The organism is Streptomyces sp. NWU339 (assembly GCF_003143855.1).
Lineage (GTDB): Bacteria > Actinomycetota > Actinomycetes > Streptomycetales > Streptomycetaceae > Streptomyces.
The window spans coordinates 45081-62839 of record NZ_QFRK01000025.1; the positions used below are offsets into that span (position 1 = coordinate 45081).

The window sequence follows — 17759 nt, forward strand, 5'->3', positions numbered from 1 at the left end:
CCGCCCCCGCCCGCGCCCCGTTCCCTCGATGGGGGGCGGCCGCGTTCACGCGTCCGCGTCGTCCAGCAGGGCCATCAGCGCCCGCGCGGCGGGGCTGGTGGCCGCCGTCGGCGGGAGCAGCGCCACGGTCTCGTACACCGGCTCACCGGTGTCCTTGAGCGGCAGCGCGGTCAGCGCCTCACGCTTGTGCCGGAAGTGCTGGGGGACGACGGCGATGCCGAGGCTCTCGTCGACCAGGTCCAGGAGGCTGTGCACGTCGTTCACCTCCAGTGCGACCGTGCGCCGTACCCCCGCGGTGGCGAACGCGGTGTCGGTGGCCCGGCGCGGCCCCCAGTCGGGATGGAAGTCCACGAACACCTCGCCGCCCAGGTCGTGCGGGGTCAGCGGCGCACCGGCCCGCGCGAGCCGGTGCTCGGGATGGCACAGCACGGTCATCGGCTCACCGGCCAGCGTCACCGGCCGCAGCTGGTCCGGGTCCGCCTGGGTCCGGTAGGCGAAGGCCAGGTCGAGGCGTCCCGCCGCGACCTCCTCGGCCAGTGCCGCCGAGCCCCCCTGCCGCAGCCGGATCTCCACGTCCGGATGGCGCCGCCGGAACGCGGCCAGCAGCTTCGCCACGTGCACCCCGGCGATGCACTGCTCGGTGCCCACCGCGAGCGTGCCGCGCAGCACGCCCTGCACCGCGGCCACCGCCTCGTGCGCGGCCCGCACCTGGGCCAGGACGCGCTCGGCCTCCACCAGCAGGGCCCGTCCGGCCTCCGTCAGCGTCACCCTCCGGGTCGTCCGTACGAACAACGGGGTCTGCAGCTCGCGCTCCAGTGCGCGGATCGACGCCGACAGGCCCGACTGGGAGACCAGCAGCCGCTCCGCCGCCCGGGTGAAGTGCTGCTCCTCGGCGACGGCGACGAAATGCTGGAGGTGGCGCAGTTCCATGATTGAGAAGCGTATCCGCTGAATTCCATCGGATTCTTCTGTTGGACCGCTGCCCGCGGTGCGCGCCAGAGTGGAGCCACGGTTCGACGGAACCGGACACCCGTGTGCCAACCCCCTGGAGTCGTGTTGTACACCCCGCACCCCGACCGTTACGCGGACCTGCCCTACCGGCGCACCGGACGCAGCGGCCTGAAGCTTCCCGCGCTCTCGCTCGGCCTGTGGCACAACTTCGGTCCCGACCGTCCGGCGGAGACCCGACGCGCCATCCTGCGCCGCGCCTTCGACCTGGGCGTCACCCACTTCGACCTCGCCAACAACTACGGCCCGCCGCCCGGCGCCGCCGAGTCCGCCCTCGGCGAGGCGCTGCGCGCGGACTTCGCGCCGTACCGCGACGAGCTGGTGATCTCCACCAAGGCCGGCCACCTGATGTGGCCCGGCCCGTACGGCGAATGGGGTTCGCGCAAGTATCTGCTGTCCTCCCTCGACCAGAGCCTGAGCCGCATGGGCCTGGACCACGTCGACATCTTCTACTCGCACCGCTTCGACCCCGACACTCCGCTGGAGGAGACGATGGGGGCCCTGCACTCCGCGGTCCAGCAGGGCAAGGCGCTCTACGTCGGCGTGTCCAACTACTCCGCGGAGCAGACCCGTGAGGCCGCCCGCATCCTCGGCGAGCTGGGCACCCCGCTGCTGATCCACCAGCCGCGCTACTCGATGCTCGACCGGCGGCCGGAGGACGAGGGCCTGCTGGACGCCCTGGACGAGCTCCGGGTCGGCTCCATCGCCTACTCCCCGCTGGAGCAGGGCCTGCTGACCGCCCGCTACCTCGACGGCATCCCCGAGGACTCGCGGGCCGCGAGCGACAGCCCGTTCCTGGACACCGAGGCGGTCACCGGCGAACTGGTGGAGCGGCTGCGCACGCTGAACGACATCGCCGAGTCCCGCGGCCAGACCCTCGCGCAGATGGCGCTGGCCTGGGTGCTGCGCGGTGGGCGCGTGACCTCGGCCCTGGTCGGGGCGAGCAGCCCGCGGCAACTCGAGGACAGCGTCGCGGCCACCCGCAACCTCGACTTCGACGCGGACGAACTGGCCCGCATCGACGCGGTGGTCAAGCAGTAGGCCCCTCACCCGGGCAGGCCGCCCACCCGGCCGCGTCGTGGTCCTCAGCACGACGCGGCCGGGTGCGGCGTCGTACTTCCGGTCACCCTGCGCGCCGCATTCCGGCCAACGGGAGGGGCGAATATGCCAGGAGAGTGGCCGGAAAGGCATGGTGACAGTGATTCAGTGGTGAACATACTCGACAACGAGAGCGCTTCACCCCGCGCGACGGCGCCCTCACGCACAGCACGCGACCCACCGGAGAGCGAGCGCGGTCGGCCGCCGGGCAACGCAACGGGGGGAGAATCGTGCACGACGAGTTCCTGTGCCACGTCACGGCGTACGGGGTCTGCGACGGCCGGCGCATCGGCGTACCCCTCGGGACCTACCGCGCGCCCACCCTGGCCCTGGCCCTCTGGTGGCTGCGCGATCGCGCCTCGTGGATCGCCGAGCGCCTCGACCCGCAGCCCGAGGCCGAGCACTTACCTCCGGGCGCGCTCGTCCCCGTCGCGGACGGCGTGCCCGACGTACCCGCCGTGCTGCGTGCCTGGTGCGGTGACGCCGCCCGGCAGGAGGAGACGGCGGAGGCGCTGGCCGCCGGACAGCTGGTGCGCCTCGCCACCGGCGACGACACCACCGAGTACGAACTGCTGGCCGAATCCGTGGACGCCCTGCGGATGCAGCGCGCCGCCCCGGTGCTGGGCGTCCCGGTCGCCTGACCGTCCCGTCCCCACAGCCCACCACCGTACGTCCGCTGTCCACCCGCGGCGTCCGCACCGGCCGCGCCGCCGATCACGACCTCGTCATCGACGACCTCGTGGTCTCCCGCCGACACGCCGAACCACGGGTGCTGCCCGACGGGACGCACGAGATCGCCGACCTCGGCAGCCACAACGGCGCGTACCTCAACGGCCGTCCCGTCACCCGCGCCCCGGTCGGCCCCGGCGGCATCGCCGGCATCGGTCACTCCGCGTGCTGCCTCGTCGGCGACGAACTCCAGGAGTACGCCGACACCGGCGAGATCTCCCTCGACCTGCAGGACCTCACCGTCGCCGTGGACCGCGGACGTAGAACACCCGGCAGCGGTCCGGCAGGTCCCGTCAGCGCCGCCTCCCCCGCGCCAGCAGCGCGCCCGCGAAACCGGCGACCAGGCCCCACAGGAGGGCCAGACCCAGCGCGCCCGCCAGACGCGGTTCGAGCAGCACCTGACCGGAGAGCCCGGTGCCGAGGTCGCCGATGCCGAGCACGGAGAGGCCGAGCCGGGCGGAGATCCGGCCGACCAGGCAGATCATCAGAACCGTCAGCGCGAGCGCCACCGCCAGGTGCACGGCGTGCTGCCAGACCCGGACCCGGGCCGGTGACAGGGCCGCCATCACGAACGCGACGGCCAGCAGCAGCACCGCGTCGGCCACCAGCAGCCACCACACTCTGCCGTCGTGCTCGGCGAGCGTGCTCAGGTTCAGCGCCGAGACGTCCTCGGTGCGCAGCACCTCGTCGAGCACGTGCGGCATGGGCAGCCCGAAGGGCCCCTGCACCCTGCCGTCCCAGGTGGCGCCGAGCCCGATGGTCAGCGCGAGCCAGGTCACGTTGGGCAGACCCAGCAGGATCACGGCGAACGTCTCCGCCGGGTGCCCCCGCGTCGCGGCGACGACCAGCGCGATCACGGCACCGATGACGACGAAGGCGAGCAGCAGCCGCAGCATCGCGCGCGCCGCGGGCCGCACCGCCGTCTGGAACCGGAGCAGCCGGCCCGGCAGTGGAGCACCCCGCGACACCAGCAGGGCCAGCACCAGCACACCCGCCAGCCAGAGCAGGCCGACGAGGACGGTCGGCGGCACCTCGGCGGCGAAACCGACCTTGGGGGAAATCCCCAACAGATCCCTGAGATCGTTCAGGAGCCCGCCCCTGAGCGAGACCTCGAAGGTGTGCCGGGCGGCGAACGCCAGCCCGAGCAGGGCGAGCAGCCACAGGGCGGCGATCCGCGCGGCCCACCCGATCAGCTCGGGCGCCCCGGCGACGGCCCGGTGGCGCAACGGGTGCAGAAAGCCCCGGCCGATGAGCAGGGCCCCGGTGAGCGTGACGGACAGCGGCATGACCGTCAGGCCGCCCTCCGCGCCGGCCAGCTCGCCCGCGTCCCCGGACAGCCTCACCGAGCCGCCCACGGCGGTGACCACCGTCGCCGCGACCACCTTGGGGAAGGAACCGTCGGGGAGGTTCGTGGCACCGGCCGCCCACAGCCCGAGCGCGGCCACGACGCCCATGGCGAGCAGCCCGCCCACCACCGTGACCAGGGCCTGCGCCCAGCCGTGGCGGGCGGTCACCCGGTCGGAGACGGTACGTGAGCTCACCCCTGCACGCTAAGCGGGCTTTTGCACCGGGCGCCTGTCGGAAAGGTCCGTCCGCGTCGGCTTGCGACCGGTGCGCCACCGGAGCACACAACGAACGGGTGACGGAAGCGGTGGCGTGTATCCGCAGGAACCCGCGGAAACAGTCGGCAGAGGCCTGATGCCGGTGCGACGTGTGACTGTCGCGGACCAGCCGCGCGGGAAGAGGGGCTCGTGAGCGCCGAACCACCGTCCTCCGGCCGGCCCACCGGTCCTCCCTCCGGGCCGTTGTCGGGCTCCTCCCGGCCGACCGCCCTCAGGGCCGCCCCCGCCACCGACGCTGCCGACGTCGCGAGCGGCGTCGCTCAGCCGGTCGCCTGGTCAGTCGTGCGGTGCCGGTGTTCCGAGCCCCGTACCCCGAGCGCGGATCACCAGGGCGTAATCGCCCAGCCCCAGGAAGTGGTCGGCCGGGAGTTCGCCGCGCGTGGTGAGGACCGCCTCGATGCGGGCGGTGAGCGGATCGAAGGCCGCGTCGAGCACGGTGCCGCGCTCCTCGCCCTCCTCGGTGAGGACCCTGCTGCCGAGCAGATCGTGATGCGGTGGGGACTCGGCCGAGGCGGAGGAGGGCGGGAGGGCGATCAGCATGTCCGGACCGGCGGCGTCCACGTCGTCCCAGGCCAGCAGGGTCTCCCTGCGCAGGCGCCCGCTCCGTATCCGCACGTGGGTGACCGTGCCGGACGCCGCGTCGACCGTCAGCGCCCGCACGACGCCGAGCCGTTGCCCGTCCCCCGGGGTCAGCACCGGCAGCCCTCGCACCCGGGAGAACAGCATCACGGCAGCGCGCCCGTCCGCCGGGCGTGGAACGCGCCGACCCGCGCCACGAAGTCCGACAGGTCGTCGGTGACGTAGGTGGTGGCTTGCGTGGGGATGACCAGCGACCGGCCGGAGACGGAGACGGACACCGCCTCGTCCCACGGCACGTACACCCGGTGCCGGCGGTGTCTCGAGCCCGGCACCGACTCCCGGTGCGCGGCGAGCCGGAAGGCGACGATCCGGCCACTGGTGCCGCCCTCGACCAGGACGTCGAGCACCGTGCCGACCGCGTCGCCCTCGTCGGTGAGGACCTGCGCGCTGAGCAGCCGCCCGTGCAGGGCGTCGCGGCGAGCCACCGACAGGGGCACGTCGCACAGTGCCCTCCCGTCGCGGACCATGACCGCGTGCCGGCCGAGGGAGTGCACCGCCGGCCAGGGCAGGTCCCGGGGCAGGGGGCCCGACAGCAGAGTGCGGCCGGTGAGCGTGAAGCCGGTGACGCGCCCGGCCGTGGCGTCGAGGACCGTGTCCTTGACGTGGGCCACCGCATCGCCGCCCAGCGTCACCACGGGCAGCGTCCGCAGGCACCGCACCGCCAACAGTTCGTTCATGGCTCGCCCTTCCCACCGGAGGCGGCCCCACTCCGCCCCCGCTTGTCCGGGTGCCCGCCGTGTGGCATGACGAACACCGATCGGGGGACTGCGCCGCCCGACCCGGGGTAGGTGCACCGGTGCAGATCGTCCGGCCAGTCCGGCTTTCCAGAGAGAAACGCATGACCGATCACCTGGACGGGGCAGTGATACCGATTGGTTTCGACGTGCCCGTGGAACCGCTGCGGCGGACGGCACACTTCACCGGCGAGCCGGGATGCATCGCCGAGGCGCGCGACTTCGCCGCGCGCTTCCTGGAACAGCTGAGGACCGAGTGGTGCGCCACCATCGGCCGGCGGACCGACGGCGCGGCACTCCTGGTGGTGAGCGAACTCGTCACCAACGCCGACCGGCACAGCGGCGGCCCGTACATCCTGGAGCTGGAGGGCACGGACGAAGCGATCACGGTCGCCGTGTACGACAGCAGCGGCACCCTGCCCCGGGTCTTCCCCCGCGATCCCCAGCGCATCGGCTGCCACGGACTGGAGATAGTCCGGGCCCTGGCGCGGGACCTCTTCGTGGAGCGGGTACCGGTCGGCAAGCGCGTCGGCGCGGTGCTGAGCCTCGACGCCGGCTGAGACACCGGCCGGCGTCGGCTGAGGCTGAGAACGCCTGACGGAGAACGCCCGCCGGACAAGCGCTCAACTCCGCTCCCACTCCCCAAGAGCGCCTTCGGACGGCCCTGCACCCACCGGATCCACCGGGAGACGACGAACCGAGTACGCGGCTGCCGGCCCACCCTCACAGGTGGGCCGGCAGCCGCGTACGGTGTCCGTCGTCCCTCGGGGCGTCAGGCGCAGCCCAGCTCGCCCAGCATGCCCTTCCGCAGACGGCCGATGATCCGCTTGATCAGCCGGGAGACGTGCATCTGCGAGCACCCGAGCCGCTCGCCGATCTCCGCCTGGGTGGCCTCCTCCACGAACCGCATGCGGATGATCTCCCGGTCGCGGTCGCTCAGCTCGGCCATGAGCGGCGCGAGTGAGTGGAAGTCCTCGACGAGCCGCAGTCCCTCCTCCTCCATACCGATGAAGTCGGCGAGGACGGCCTCGCCGTTCTCCGGGCCGTCACCGGTGAGGGCGGCGTCCAGCGACGAGGAGTTGTAGCCGTTCGCGGCGAGCTGCCCCTCGTTGACCTGCTCCTCGGTGATGTTCATCAGTGTGGCGAGCTCGGCGACCGTGGGGTCGCGGTCCAGCCGGCTGGAGAGCTCCTCGCGGGCCTTGGCCAGTTCCACCCGCAGCTCCTGGAGCCGCCGCGGCACATGCACCGCCCACGTGGTGTCACGGAAGAAGCGCTTGATCTCGCCGACGATGTACGGCAGCGCGAAGGAGGTGAACTCGACCTCGCGCGACAGCTCGAACCGGTCGATCGCCTTGATCAGACCGATCATGCCGGTCTGGACGATGTCCTCCATGTCGTCGCCGCGGCCGCGGAACCGTCCGGCCGCGAACCGCACCAGCGACATGTTCATCTCGATCAGAGTGTTGCGCGCGTACTGGTATTCGTGTGTGCCCTCCTCCAGCTCCGCCAGACGACGGAAGAACTGCCGGGACAGTTCCTTGGCGTCGCGCGGAGCGACGGCTCGGGGATCCACCACCCCCGGCAGGCTCCCGCCACCCGTCCCGGCCTCGGCGTTCTTCTCGACGACCTGTGCCTGCGGCCGGATCACGGCGGTCTCCATACCTCTACCTCTCCCCACGAACGTGCACGGGCGGATGTGCGTCGGTCCTTCGGAAGTTCTGGTACCCAGCCCGTTCCCGAACACTCCCCCCGACTTTTCGAGGGTCCCGCAGAGGCTCGGTGTTCCGCCCCTTCACTCAGGGCGGAATGCCGCTCCCTTCCCCTCGGAGCGGGGATTCCTAGGCTGAAGGAGTGAGCAATCAAGCGCCCCTTGACGTCCGTGTCATTCCCCTGCGGCCCGCGGCCGCACGCCCGGAGCCCGCGCGCCGGGCCGCGGCTCCGCCGGGCCCGGCCCCCACCGTCCCCGCCCCCGCTCCGGCTTCCGCTCCGGCCCCCAGGGAGCCGCTGTGGCGCGACCTGGTCGGCGACGTGCTGCGGCGTGAACGGCTCGCCCAGGAACGGACGCTGAAGGACGTCGCCGACACGGCCCGGATCTCCATGCCGTACCTGTCGGAGGTGGAGAGGGGCCGCAAGGAGGCATCGTCGGAGGTCCTCGCGGCCGCCGCCCAGGCCCTCGGACTGGGCCTGGGCGACCTGTTGTCGCGGGCGCAGGGAGAACTCGTCCGCGTCACCGGCCTGCGGGCTCCCGCCGGTCGGGGCGCGAACCGGGGCACCCCCCGCGCCTCGTACGACGGGCTGTGCCTGGCCGCCTGACGCGACCGTGCCGGGCCCGGCGCCTCACACACCCACGAGGCGCCGGCTCAGCACCTCGTCGGCCAGGCCGTAGGACACGGCCTCCTGCGCGGTGAACACCTTGTCGCGGTCCATGTCCGCGCGCAGCGTCGCCACGTCGTGGTGCGTGTGCCGGGACAGGACCTCCTCCACCTGCGAACGGATCCGCAGCATCTCCTTGGCCTGCAGCGACAGATCGGAGACCGTGCCCCGCTGCCCGCCCGTGGCCGGCTGGCCCAGCAGCACCCGCGCGTGCTCCAGCACGAACCGGCGCCCCGGGTCCCCGCCGGCCAGCAGCACCGCAGCCGTGGACGCCGCCTGACCGACGCAGTACGTAGAGATCGGCGCCTGGACGAACGCCATGGTGTCGTAGATCGCCATGAGCGAGGTGAACGAGCCGCCCGGGGAGTTGATGTAGACCGCGATCTCGCTCTCCGGCGCCGACGACTCCAGATGGAGGAGCTGCGCGATGACGACGTTGGCCACCCCGTCGTCGATCTCGGTGCCCAGGAAGATGATCCGCTCGGACAGCAGCCGGCTGAACACGTCGTAGGACCGCTCGCCCTGCGGGGTGCGCTCGACGACGTTCGGAATCGTGTACGTACCCATCGTCACAGCCCCATCCGGCGTCGTGTCGCGGCCGGCCGGACATCGTCCAGCGACTCCACCACCCGGTCCACCATGCCGTACTCCCTGGCCTCCTCGGCCGTGAACCAGCGGTCGCGATCGCCGTCCCGGGAGATCGTCTCCGCCGACTGGCCGGTGTGCTCGGCGGTGATCCGCTCGATGGTCCGCTTGGTGAACTCCAGGTTCTCCGCCTGGATCTCGATGTCGGCGGTGGTGCCGCCGATCCCGGCGGACGGCTGGTGCATCATGATTCGCGCGTGGGGCAGGGCGTACCGCTTGCCCGGTGCGCCGACGCTCAGCAGGAACTGGCCCATGCTGGCCGCGAATCCCATGGCGAGCGTCGAGACGTCGTTGGGGATCAGCCGCATCGTGTCGTAGATCGCCAGGCCCGCGTGCACGGAGCCGCCGGGGCTGTTGACGTACAGGCTGATGTCGGTGCGCGGGTCCTCGGCGGACAGGATCAGCAGCTGCGCGCACACCCGGTTGGCGGAGACCTCGTCGACCTGGGTCCCGAGCAGCACGATCCGCTGCGCGAGGAGCTGCGCGGCCAGATGGTCGTCGAACCGGGTCAAAGGGGTGTCGCCCTCCTCGGCCCGGGGCAGCGGAGCCGGCGGCCGGCCGGCGGTGAGTGGAGACATCGGCGCTCCCGTGTTGTCGGTGTTATCGGTGTTTTCGCCGAGTTGCTCTTCGGCACACGGCCGGTGCGACCGTGTGCCCTCACTCTTGACCGGCTGCGGCGGCCCGCAGGGCTTTCTCTGCCCGTGGCAGATTCGCCAGGGGCAGAGCGCCGCCGACCGATGAGTTCCGAGGGGCGGGCCGGTCGACACTGACGACCGCTCTCCACGCCCTTTCCACACCCCGGGAGGTATCCGTGACCACCGACGGATTCACCACATGTCTCTGGTTCGACGGGCAGGCCGAGGAGGCCGCGGACTTCTACGTCTCCGTGTTCAAGGACTCGAGCGTCGGCCGGATCCTCCGGTACACCGAGTCCGGGTACGGCACGACGGGCTCCGTCCTCACCGTGGAGTTCACGGCCAACGGACAGAGGTTCGTCGCGCTGAACGGCGGACCCGAGTTCACCTTCAGCGAGGCGATCTCCTTCCAGATCGACTGCGCCGACCAGGCGGAGGTCGACCACTACTGGGACAAGCTCGTCGAGGGCGGTGGGGAGCACGGCCCCTGCGGCTGGCTCAAGGACCGGTTCGGCGTGTCCTGGCAGGTCACCCCGGTACGGCTGACCGAGCTGATCAGCGACCCGGACCAGGAGAAGGCGGACCGCGCCATGAAGGCCATGCTGTCGATGGGCAAGCTCGACATCGCCGCCCTGGAGAAGGCGTACGCGGGCGAGTGACGCCGGCGCGGGCGGGCGGGACCACGGACGGGTCCCGCCCGGCCGACGGCGGCCGGGCCCGAGCGGATCGCCGCCCCCGTGGAGCCCGCTCGGCCAGGATCTCCTTGATCACATGCCGTGAGTTCGCCGCGGGTGCCGGGTCGGTGTCCCAGCGGTACGGCAGTCGGACGAGCGGGATCGACCGCAGGCGACGCACCGGCAGTCCGGCCCACCGGGGGAGCCGCCCGGCGATGAGCCGGCTGACGGGAGCGGCGTCGATGTCCACCTCATCCGGTTCGTCGGGACGCATCCCCGTGGCGTACACGCCGTCCGTCCCAGCGGTGAACGCGCCTGTTGCCTAACGGTTTTGACGCGCCCCGTCAGCGGGAGCGGACATGCTCCGCGATCACCCGGGTGATCTCCCGCGCGATGCGCAGGATGCCGGGGGAGCGGACCGGGCAGGGTTTCGGCGTCGACGTCGTGGGTGCCAGGCAGAAGTGCAGGTAGTCGTCGTCCAGGTGCAGGGCGGTGCGGCCTCGGCCCTGCTGGGTGCAGTACTCGGGATGGGCCCGCTCGTAGGCGTCGCAGGGCAGGTACTGCGACCAGGTGTAGCGTGCCCCGGCCGGACTCACCGCGCCGCCCGCGTCGGCCACCAGGCCGCCGGAGGTGGCGGCGTGGTCCTCGTAGAGCGTGTTCACCCGGCGGACCCGGTCGGGGGTGATCGGGTCGGGGCCCTGCAACACCCAGACGATCCGGGGCGGTCGGGCCGCACCGGCCGCGCGGATCTGCTCGGTGAGCCGGTGCGCGGCGGCCGCGTACCGCTCGAAGTACTTCTCCGGAGAGGCGGCGTGGGTGATTCCGTCCATGCAGGGGGTGTAGTCCCAGGCGTTGCCCCAGAACTGCAGCACCACGTAGTCCGGCCGCAGCGAGCGCACCAGCGCCGCCGCCTTGTCCGCCGCCGGGACCAGGGACCGTTCCGCGGAACCCTCCAGGTAGTCGCACAGGGTGGTACCCGAGTAGGGCGCGCTCGTGTACCGCGCGCGCAGGTCCTTGCGCAGTTCCCGACCGAGGACCTTCTGGCTCTCCATCGCGAGCGAGTCGCCGAGGTACAGCACGGCGGGCGGCTCGGGCGGCTCGCCGGACGCTGCGCCGGGGGAGACGTCCCGGGAGCCGCCCGCACCGGGCGAAGGGGGACCGGGTGTGGCCGCGGGCCTTTGGTGCGTGGTGGCCGACGCCTCGGGCGAGGCGGGCGGTGGCGGCTCGGCCCCGGGCCCGGACGACGGGTCCCCGCACGCGCCGAGCAGCACGGCGGCCAGCGCCACCCCCACGACCCACGGCTTGCGCATACGGCGACTCCCGCCCCGCCCGGCGAAAACGGCTCCCCAGGCAAGCACAGCAGGGCCCAGGGGGGAAGACACGGTTCGGGAAAGGCCGTTCACCGGGGGCGCGCGGGCCGTGCCCGGCGCGCGGGTCCGGGCAGCGGTGACTAGCGTGACGCGAAGGACCGACCAGCCGTCCGGAGAGGGCACGCCGCCATGGCCGTACAACCCGAGGGGACACCCTGCTGGGCCGACGCGATGTTCAACGACGTCGAGGCCGCCAAGGCTTTCTACGGAGACGTCCTGGGCTGGACCTTCGGCGCGTCGTCGGAGTTCGGCGACTACACCCAGGCGTACGCCGACGGCAAGGCGGTGGCGGCCGTCGTGCCGCCCATGCCGGGCCAGGAGGGCCCGTCGCAGTGGTGCCTCTACTTCGCGGTCCGGGACGCCGCCGCCACCGTCGTCCGGATCGGGGACAACGGCGGCGAACCGCTGATGGAACCGATGCGGGTCGGCGACTTCGGCACGATGTGCCTGGCCCGTGAACCCGGCGGGGCCGTCTTCGGCCTCTGGCAGGCCGGCACCCACGAAGGCTTCGAGGCGACGGCCGTTCCCGGTGCGTACTGCTGGGCGGAGGTCTTCACCCGGGACCCGGAGAAGACCGACGCGTTCTTCCCCGCTGTCTTCCCCTACCGGTCGAAGCAGCTCGAGGACGAGGCCGACTTCCGGATCTACGACCTGGGCGAGCGCTCCGTGCTCGGCCGGATGAAGATGACGGAGGACTTCCCGCCCGAGGTGCCGCCGTACATCAACATCTACTTCACCGTCCGGAACTGCGACGAGGCGGTGGCCCTGGCCACCGAGCGCGGCGGCATCCTGCGCTTCGGGCCGACGAACACCCCCTTCGGGCGCTTCGCGGCGCTCAGCGACCCGCAGGGCGCGAACTTCTCGGTGATCGACATCACGACCACGACGGGCGGGATGCCCGGGACGACGGACGTCACCTGAGGAGCCCGCCCGGACCGGCGCACCGCCCGGCCATGGCATGATCGGGCGCATGCGTGAACGTGTTGTGGCCGCGTGCGACGGGGCCTCCAAGGGCAACCCCGGACCCGCCGCCTGGGCCTGGGTGATCGCCGACGCCTCCGAGACCCCGGTCCGCTGGCAGGCGGGCGCACTCGGCAGAGCCACCAACAACGTCGCCGAACTCACCGCGTTGGAGCGGCTGTTGGCGGCGACCGACCCCGATGTGCCGCTCGAGGTCCGGATGGACTCGCAGTACGCCATGAAGGCGGTCACCACCTGGCTGCCCGGCTGGAAACGCAACGGCTGGCGCACGGCGGCCGGGAAACCGGTCGCCAACCAGGAACTCGTCGTCAGCATCGACGAACTCCTGCAGGGCCGCTCCGTCGATTTCCGCTACGTCCCGGCCCACCAGGTCGACGGCGACCGGCTCAACGACTTCGCCGACCGGGCCGCCAGCCAGGCGGCCGCCGCCCAGCAGGACGCGGGCAGCGACGCGGGCTCGCCCGAGCCGCCGCCCTCCCCGGACACCCCGTCGGCCGGCGCCGCGAAACGCCGCGCCTCCGCCGCCAAGGCGTCCTCCCGGCCGCGCGGTGGCTCCTCGACCCGCACGATCAAGGCGAAGTTCCCCGGCCGCTGCCTCTGCGGCCGCTCCTACGCGGCGGGCGAGCCCATCGCCAAGAACGACAGCGGCTGGGGCCACCCCGAATGCCGCACGACCGCGAGCGTCTGAGCAGGACCGCTTCGTCTCGCCGTCCCACCGGGCCGCGACGGATGACAGACTGACGCCATGGACGAGCGCACATTCGACAGGTCGGGTCAGCACGCCTCCGTGATCGGTCTCGGCACCTGGCAACTCGGGGCGGACTGGGGGGAGGTCGACGACAAGCAGGCCCTCACGGTCCTGGAGGCCGCCGCCGAGTCCGGGGTCACCTTCTTCGACACCGCCGACGTGTACGGCGACGGGCGCAGCGAGCAGACCATCGCGTCGTTCCTGAGCGGCCGGCCCGATCTGCACGTCCTGGTCGCGACCAAGATGGGCCGCCGGGCCGAACAGCTCCCGGAGAACTACGTGCTGGACAACTTCCGCGCGTGGAACGACCGTTCGCGACGCAACCTCGGCGTCGACCGCATCGACCTGGTGCAGTTGCACTGCCCGCCGACGCCCGTCTACTCCTCCGACGAGGTCTTCGACGCCCTCGACACCCTGGTGGCGGAGGAGCGCGTCGCCGCCTACGGGGTCAGCGTGGAGACCTGCGCCCAGGCACTGACCGCGATCAGCCGGCCGAACGTGGCGAGCGTGCAGATCATCCTCAACCCGTTCCGCATGAAGCCCCTGCTCGAGGTGCTCCCGGCGGCCCGCGCGGCGGGCGTCGGCGTCATCGCCCGCGTCCCGCTGGCCTCGGGGCTGCTGTCGGGCAGGTACACCAAGGACACCGTCTTCCCGGAGAACGACCACCGCACCTTCAACCGGCACGGTGAGTCCTTCGACCAGGGCGAGACCTTCTCCGGTGTGGACTACGCGACCGGCGTCGAGGCCGCCGCCGAGTTCGCCGCGCTCGCCCCCGAGGGCTACACCCCGGCCCAGCTGGCCCTGCGCTGGATCGTCCGGCAGCCCGGCGTCACCACCGTCATCCCCGGTGCCCGCTCGCCCGAGCAGGCCCGCGCCAACGCACACGCCGCCCGGCTCCCGGAGCTGTCCGAACGGACGCTCACCGCGATCGACGACCTCTACGCACGGCGGATCAAGGACCAGGTGGAGTCCCGCTGGTAGGAGTCCCCGGCAGAGTCGGTCGGCGGCTCCGCCGGCAGCGGCCCGGAACCGTCATGGCTCCAGGAGCAGCTGCCTCTCCTGCTCCTGGTCGCCGGAGGCGGCTCCCTCGTCACGCGTGGTGAAGGCCCGGGCGAGCGTCTCGCTCGCCCGCCGCACCGCACCCGGGGCGCCCTGTACGGTGACGGCCACCGGCGCGGACAGATGTCCGGGGGCCGTGGGAGAGCCCTCGGCCCGGGCCTCCCCGGTGAAGGTCGCCATGTGGACCGTCGCCTTCTCGTCGGAGGGAAGCTCGTCCGGCGCCCCGAACGCCTGCTCGAGGGCCCGGACGACCACACGTGCGTCGCCGACGCCCTCGCCGCTGAGTGTCACGGTGAGCTGGGTATCGGGCATACGTCCCACAACCTCCCGGTCTCGATGTCGTAGGCGTCCGTGTAACCGGCTGTCCGGCACCCGAAACGGGCCCGGGAACCGGCTCCGGAGCCGGGGAGAACGGCCGCGGACGGGGAAGACGCGGGAGGAGAGGGACCGAGGGCGTTCAACCCAGGAGGCATCGTGCCGGACCCGGAGCAGGGCGAGAGCAGGCGCAGGGGGCGTAACGAGACCGAGGAGGAGCGGGCGGACCGGATGTGGCAGGAGGTCATCCAGGAGGTCCGCGTCGCGCAGACGGGTGTCCAGATCCTCTTCGGCTTCCTGCTGACGGTGGTGTTCACCCCGAAGTACGCGCAACTGTCCGACACGGACCAGATGATCTACATCATCACGGTAGTCCTCGGCGCCTGCGCCACCGGTGCGCTCATCGGCCCCGTCTCGCTGCACCGGCTCGTCTCCGGGCGGCGCGTCAAACCGCAGGCGGTGCGGTGGGCGTCCCGGCTGACCCTGCTCGGCCTCGTCCTGCTGCTCGCCACCACCAGCGCCGCACTGCTGCTGATCCTGCGCGTGGCGACCCACGACGCCTTCGTCCCGTACCTGGTCGCCGGGGTGGTCACCTGGTACCTGGTGTGCTGGTTCGGGCTCCCGCTGTGGACCCGGCACCGGCACACGGCGAGGTGACGCCGTTGTCTGTTGTCCGATGTCATCCCTCAACCGCCGGCGAGGACGTCCGCGAGGAAGTCGTCGAGGTGGACCTCCTCGTGTCCCGGTGCGACCGTCCGGTACGTCTCGCGCAGGAAGTCCCCGACGGTCTCGGCCCACGCGAACACCACCGCGTGGTGCCTGCCGCCGTCGGCGTGGGCCGCACCGAAGAACTCCATCCGCAGTTCCCGCCCCACGCCCGGGGACTCCGGACGCAGCCGCACATCACCGGTGCCGGTCGGGCGGGTGAGGCCGTCGAAGACCATGTCCCGGTCCAGCTGCCAGCGTGCGAGGACCCGGCCCCCGTGGCTGAACACGAGGGTGACGGCGAAGGGATCCGCGGGGTCGTAGCTCAGGTGGGCGAGCCCGGGAATGCGATCCGCGACGCCCGCCTGGATCTCCACCACCAGGGTCTTGTGCACGAACGAGTTCACGAGAGGGCCTCCGGGAAGTACCGACACAGAACCCTCTGGTACCCCGCAACCGGGCCGGATGCTCATCCCTTCGGGCGATTCCTCGGTGCCGCGCCCGGCCCGCCCCCGGCGGGGTTCCGCTCAGCCGAAGGCGCTCCGCAGCGCCGGCAGCAGGGTCTTCTCCGACCAGTCGAGGTACTCCGGCTGTGTGTCGCCGCCGATCTGCACGAGGGCGATCTCGGTGAAACCGGCCTCCACGTAGGCGCGGACGGCCTCGACGAAGTCCGCCGGGTCGCTGCCGCAGGGGATCGAGCCGGCGACGTCCTCGGGCCGCACGAATCGGGTGGCCGACGCGAAGGAATCCGGGTGCGGCAGCTCGGAGTTGACCTTCCAGCCGTTGCCGAACCAGCGGAACTGGGAATGAGCGCGTTCGACGGCCGTGGCGCGGTCGGGGTCGTAGCACACGGGCAGCTGTCCCACCCGCGGCTTGCCCGCGCCGCCGTGCCGGTCGAACGACTCGAGCAGCCCGGCTTCCGGCTCCGTGGCGATCACCAGATCCGCGAGCCGGCCCGCAAGGGCGCAGGACCGCTCCCCGGAGACCGCGACACCGATCGGCGGCGGTTGGTCCGGCAGGTCCCACAGCCGGGCCGACTCGACGTCGAAGTGGGTGCCGCGGTGGTTCACATGCCCGCCCTCGAACAGCGCACGGATGACCTCCACCGCCTCCTCGAGCATCTCGTGCCGCACATCCACCGACGGCCAGCCGCCTCCCACCACATGCTCGTTGAGGTTCTCTCCCGAGCCGAGTCCCAACCGGAACCGGCCCTCGGAGAGCAGCTGCATCGTCGCGGCCTTCTGCGCCACCACCGCCGGGTGATACCGGAACGTGGGACACGTCACATACGTCATCAGCGGAATCCGCGAGGTGGCCTGGGCCGCCGCACCCAGCACGCTCCACGCGTACGGCGCGTGACCCTGTGACCGCAGCCACGGGAAGTAGTGGTCCGAGGTCACGGAGAAGTCGAAGCCCGCCTCCTCGGCCCGCACCACATGGCCGACCAGCTCACGGGGCCCGCTCTGCTCGGTCATCATCGTGTATCCGATATGTGTCATGAGGACCGAGTCCCCGGTCGAAGAGCGCGATAACGGTGGATCATGCACCGGTGGGCTCAGGACCGCGCGAGGGCCGCGAGGCGCAGGTCGCGGGTGCGGCTCTGGTGCTCGATGACGTGCTGCCGGGCGGCCGACGCGTCGCCGCGGCGGATCGCGTCCAGGATCCGGGTGTGCTCCTCGAGGATCAGGGTGAGGTTGTCCGGCCGGGTGGTGGTGCCGGAGTCGTAGACCTTCAGCTGGGCGTCCAGACGGTCCATCAGCTCGATGATCGTCGCATTGTGCCCGGCCTCGCGCAGTGCCCGGTGCCACTGTTGGTTGAGTTCCTGCAGCTCCGCGGGGTCCGTCGACGCCGCGGCGGACTCGTGGACGTGGACGAGTCGGGCCAGGTCGAGCTCGGTCCGCCGGGTCGCGGCCGTCTGCGCGGCCGACGATTCCAGTGCGATGCGCGCCTCGCAGATCTCCAGGATCTCCTGGGGGGTGCGGGTGCGTACCACATAGCCGCGAGTGGCCCGGGTCACCAGGCCTTCCTGCTCGAGCCGGATCAGCGCCTCCCGGACAGGAGTGCGCGAGACGTTGAACTGCGTGCTGAGACCAGTCGGGATCAGGACGGTTCCGGGGGGTGACTGGCCGTCGAGGATGCTCTGCCGGATCCGGGCGTAGTGGCTGCCCGCGCCCGTATCGGCGCCCCGGTCTCCCCGTGCGGTGCTCAAACTGGTCGCTCCCCTTCCGTACCGAGGACCGGCCCGTCGTCGGCGCACGCGAAGCGGTGCTTTCGGCGGACAGGTGTTCTCGCGATTCGAGACGCCCATAGTCTGCCACTGTCTACATGTGTATACAGTTGCTTGCAGTTGAATCCGGACATGGGGACCGTCGCGTCCTCAGGTCCGGGTCCACGTTCGAGTGCATGAGCCATGCACGCCTGACG

Annotated in this window: 21 protein-coding genes and 1 pseudogene; 10 read left to right on the top strand and 12 right to left on the bottom strand. The window is 71.9% G+C overall.

Features of this window, described 5'->3' with window-relative positions; all coding sequences use genetic code 11:
• Nucleotides 1-45: 45 nt before the first annotated feature.
• Complete coding sequence (locus tag DIZ27_RS26245; protein ID WP_109380918.1) at nucleotides 46-930, bottom strand: LysR family transcriptional regulator; 885 nt, start codon at nucleotides 928-930, stop codon at nucleotides 46-48.
• Nucleotides 931-1056: 126 nt separating this feature from the next.
• On the opposite strand from DIZ27_RS26245, the gene mgrA reads away from it, so the two are divergent.
• The 3 genes and pseudogenes from mgrA to DIZ27_RS26260 form a co-directional block, all read left to right on the top strand.
• Nucleotides 1057-2049, top strand: coding sequence for an L-glyceraldehyde 3-phosphate reductase (gene mgrA, locus DIZ27_RS26250; protein ID WP_109380919.1), 993 nt, complete (start codon nucleotides 1057-1059; stop codon nucleotides 2047-2049).
• 287 nt (nucleotides 2050-2336) lie between these two features.
• Complete coding sequence (locus tag DIZ27_RS26255) at nucleotides 2337-2747, top strand: hypothetical protein (protein ID WP_109380920.1); 411 nt, start codon at nucleotides 2337-2339, stop codon at nucleotides 2745-2747.
• Nucleotides 2693-3103: pseudogene (locus DIZ27_RS26260) on the top strand (FHA domain-containing protein); the annotation flags it as partial. The gene DIZ27_RS26255 and the pseudogene DIZ27_RS26260, both read left to right, overlap by 55 nt.
• Nucleotides 3104-3128: 25 nt before the next feature.
• Here the strand turns inward: DIZ27_RS26260 and DIZ27_RS26265 are convergent.
• From DIZ27_RS26265 to DIZ27_RS26275, 3 genes are all read right to left on the bottom strand, one after another.
• Nucleotides 3129-4376 (bottom strand): streptophobe family protein, encoded by a 1248-nt coding sequence (locus DIZ27_RS26265; RefSeq protein WP_109380921.1) that lies wholly within the window; start codon nucleotides 4374-4376, stop codon nucleotides 3129-3131.
• A gap of 357 nt (nucleotides 4377-4733) precedes the next feature.
• Nucleotides 4734-5183: a PRC-barrel domain-containing protein gene (locus DIZ27_RS26270; protein WP_109380975.1), complete on the bottom strand. Its 450-nt coding sequence runs from the start codon at nucleotides 5181-5183 to the stop codon at nucleotides 4734-4736.
• Nucleotides 5183-5773 (bottom strand): PRC-barrel domain-containing protein, encoded by a 591-nt coding sequence (locus DIZ27_RS26275; RefSeq protein WP_109380922.1) that lies wholly within the window; start codon nucleotides 5771-5773, stop codon nucleotides 5183-5185. Before DIZ27_RS26275 ends, DIZ27_RS26270 begins: the two co-directional genes overlap by 1 nt.
• Before the next feature lie 161 nt (nucleotides 5774-5934).
• Here DIZ27_RS26275 and DIZ27_RS26280 point away from each other — a divergent pair, with 161 nt between their 5' ends.
• On the top strand, nucleotides 5935-6390 hold the full coding sequence (locus DIZ27_RS26280; protein WP_109380923.1) for an ATP-binding protein: 456 nt from the start codon (nucleotides 5935-5937) through the stop codon (nucleotides 6388-6390).
• A gap of 212 nt (nucleotides 6391-6602) precedes the next feature.
• On the opposite strand, the gene DIZ27_RS26285 is transcribed toward DIZ27_RS26280, so the two are convergent.
• On the bottom strand, nucleotides 6603-7490 hold the full coding sequence (locus DIZ27_RS26285) for an RNA polymerase sigma factor SigF (RefSeq protein WP_109380924.1): 888 nt from the start codon (nucleotides 7488-7490) through the stop codon (nucleotides 6603-6605).
• 191 nt (nucleotides 7491-7681) lie between these two features.
• Here DIZ27_RS26285 and DIZ27_RS26290 point away from each other — a divergent pair, with 191 nt between their 5' ends.
• The gene (locus tag DIZ27_RS26290) at nucleotides 7682-8143 is read left to right on the top strand and encodes a helix-turn-helix domain-containing protein (RefSeq protein ID WP_109380925.1); all 462 of its coding nucleotides are present in this window, start codon (nucleotides 7682-7684) and stop codon (nucleotides 8141-8143) included.
• A 24-nt stretch (nucleotides 8144-8167) separates the two neighbouring features.
• Here the strand turns inward: DIZ27_RS26290 and DIZ27_RS26295 are convergent, their stop codons facing one another.
• Together DIZ27_RS26295 and DIZ27_RS26300 are read right to left on the bottom strand one after the other, a co-directional pair.
• The gene (locus tag DIZ27_RS26295; protein WP_109380926.1) at nucleotides 8168-8770 is read right to left on the bottom strand and encodes a ClpP family protease; all 603 of its coding nucleotides are present in this window, start codon (nucleotides 8768-8770) and stop codon (nucleotides 8168-8170) included.
• 2 nt (nucleotides 8771-8772) lie between these two features.
• A complete protein-coding gene (locus tag DIZ27_RS26300; protein WP_109380927.1) occupies nucleotides 8773-9426 on the bottom strand; it encodes an ATP-dependent Clp protease proteolytic subunit in 654 nt (217 codons plus the stop codon).
• 233 nt (nucleotides 9427-9659) lie between these two features.
• On the opposite strand from DIZ27_RS26300, the gene DIZ27_RS26305 reads away from it, so the two are divergent.
• Nucleotides 9660-10142, top strand: coding sequence for a VOC family protein (locus DIZ27_RS26305; RefSeq protein ID WP_109380928.1), 483 nt, complete (start codon nucleotides 9660-9662; stop codon nucleotides 10140-10142).
• A gap of 359 nt (nucleotides 10143-10501) precedes the next feature.
• Here the strand turns inward: DIZ27_RS26305 and DIZ27_RS26315 are convergent, their stop codons facing one another.
• Nucleotides 10502-11467 (bottom strand): SGNH/GDSL hydrolase family protein, encoded by a 966-nt coding sequence (locus DIZ27_RS26315; protein WP_109380930.1) that lies wholly within the window; start codon nucleotides 11465-11467, stop codon nucleotides 10502-10504.
• A 189-nt stretch (nucleotides 11468-11656) separates the two neighbouring features.
• Here DIZ27_RS26315 and DIZ27_RS26320 point away from each other — a divergent pair, with 189 nt between their 5' ends.
• From DIZ27_RS26320 to DIZ27_RS26330, 3 genes are read left to right on the top strand one after another with little or no spacing between them, the layout of a single operon-like run.
• Entirely contained in the window at nucleotides 11657-12448 is a 792-nt protein-coding gene (locus tag DIZ27_RS26320; protein ID WP_109380931.1) for a VOC family protein, read from the top strand.
• Nucleotides 12449-12485: 37 nt separating this feature from the next.
• On the top strand, nucleotides 12486-13196 hold the full coding sequence (locus tag DIZ27_RS26325; RefSeq protein ID WP_109380932.1) for a ribonuclease H: 711 nt from the start codon (nucleotides 12486-12488) through the stop codon (nucleotides 13194-13196).
• 57 nt (nucleotides 13197-13253) lie between these two features.
• A complete protein-coding gene (locus DIZ27_RS26330) occupies nucleotides 13254-14237 on the top strand; it encodes an aldo/keto reductase (protein ID WP_109380933.1) in 984 nt (327 codons plus the stop codon).
• A gap of 51 nt (nucleotides 14238-14288) precedes the next feature.
• Here the strand turns inward: DIZ27_RS26330 and DIZ27_RS26335 are convergent, their stop codons facing one another.
• Entirely contained in the window at nucleotides 14289-14627 is a 339-nt protein-coding gene (locus tag DIZ27_RS26335; RefSeq protein WP_109380934.1) for a hypothetical protein, read from the bottom strand.
• Between the two features lie 162 nt (nucleotides 14628-14789).
• Here DIZ27_RS26335 and DIZ27_RS26340 point away from each other — a divergent pair, with 162 nt between their 5' ends.
• Nucleotides 14790-15287: a DUF6328 family protein gene (locus tag DIZ27_RS26340; protein WP_109380935.1), complete on the top strand. Its 498-nt coding sequence runs from the start codon at nucleotides 14790-14792 to the stop codon at nucleotides 15285-15287.
• A 29-nt stretch (nucleotides 15288-15316) separates the two neighbouring features.
• Here the strand turns inward: DIZ27_RS26340 and DIZ27_RS26345 are convergent, their stop codons facing one another.
• From DIZ27_RS26345 to DIZ27_RS26355, 3 genes are all read right to left on the bottom strand, one after another.
• Entirely contained in the window at nucleotides 15317-15742 is a 426-nt protein-coding gene (locus DIZ27_RS26345) for an SsgA family sporulation/cell division regulator (RefSeq protein ID WP_109380936.1), read from the bottom strand.
• Between the two features lie 120 nt (nucleotides 15743-15862).
• The gene (locus tag DIZ27_RS26350) at nucleotides 15863-16834 is read right to left on the bottom strand and encodes an LLM class F420-dependent oxidoreductase (RefSeq protein ID WP_109380937.1); all 972 of its coding nucleotides are present in this window, start codon (nucleotides 16832-16834) and stop codon (nucleotides 15863-15865) included.
• A gap of 56 nt (nucleotides 16835-16890) precedes the next feature.
• Nucleotides 16891-17544 carry a GntR family transcriptional regulator gene (locus DIZ27_RS26355; protein WP_219933648.1) on the bottom strand — a complete coding sequence of 218 codons (654 nt, stop codon included), beginning with the start codon at nucleotides 17542-17544 and terminating at the stop codon, nucleotides 16891-16893.
• Between the last annotated feature and the right edge of the window lie 215 nt (nucleotides 17545-17759).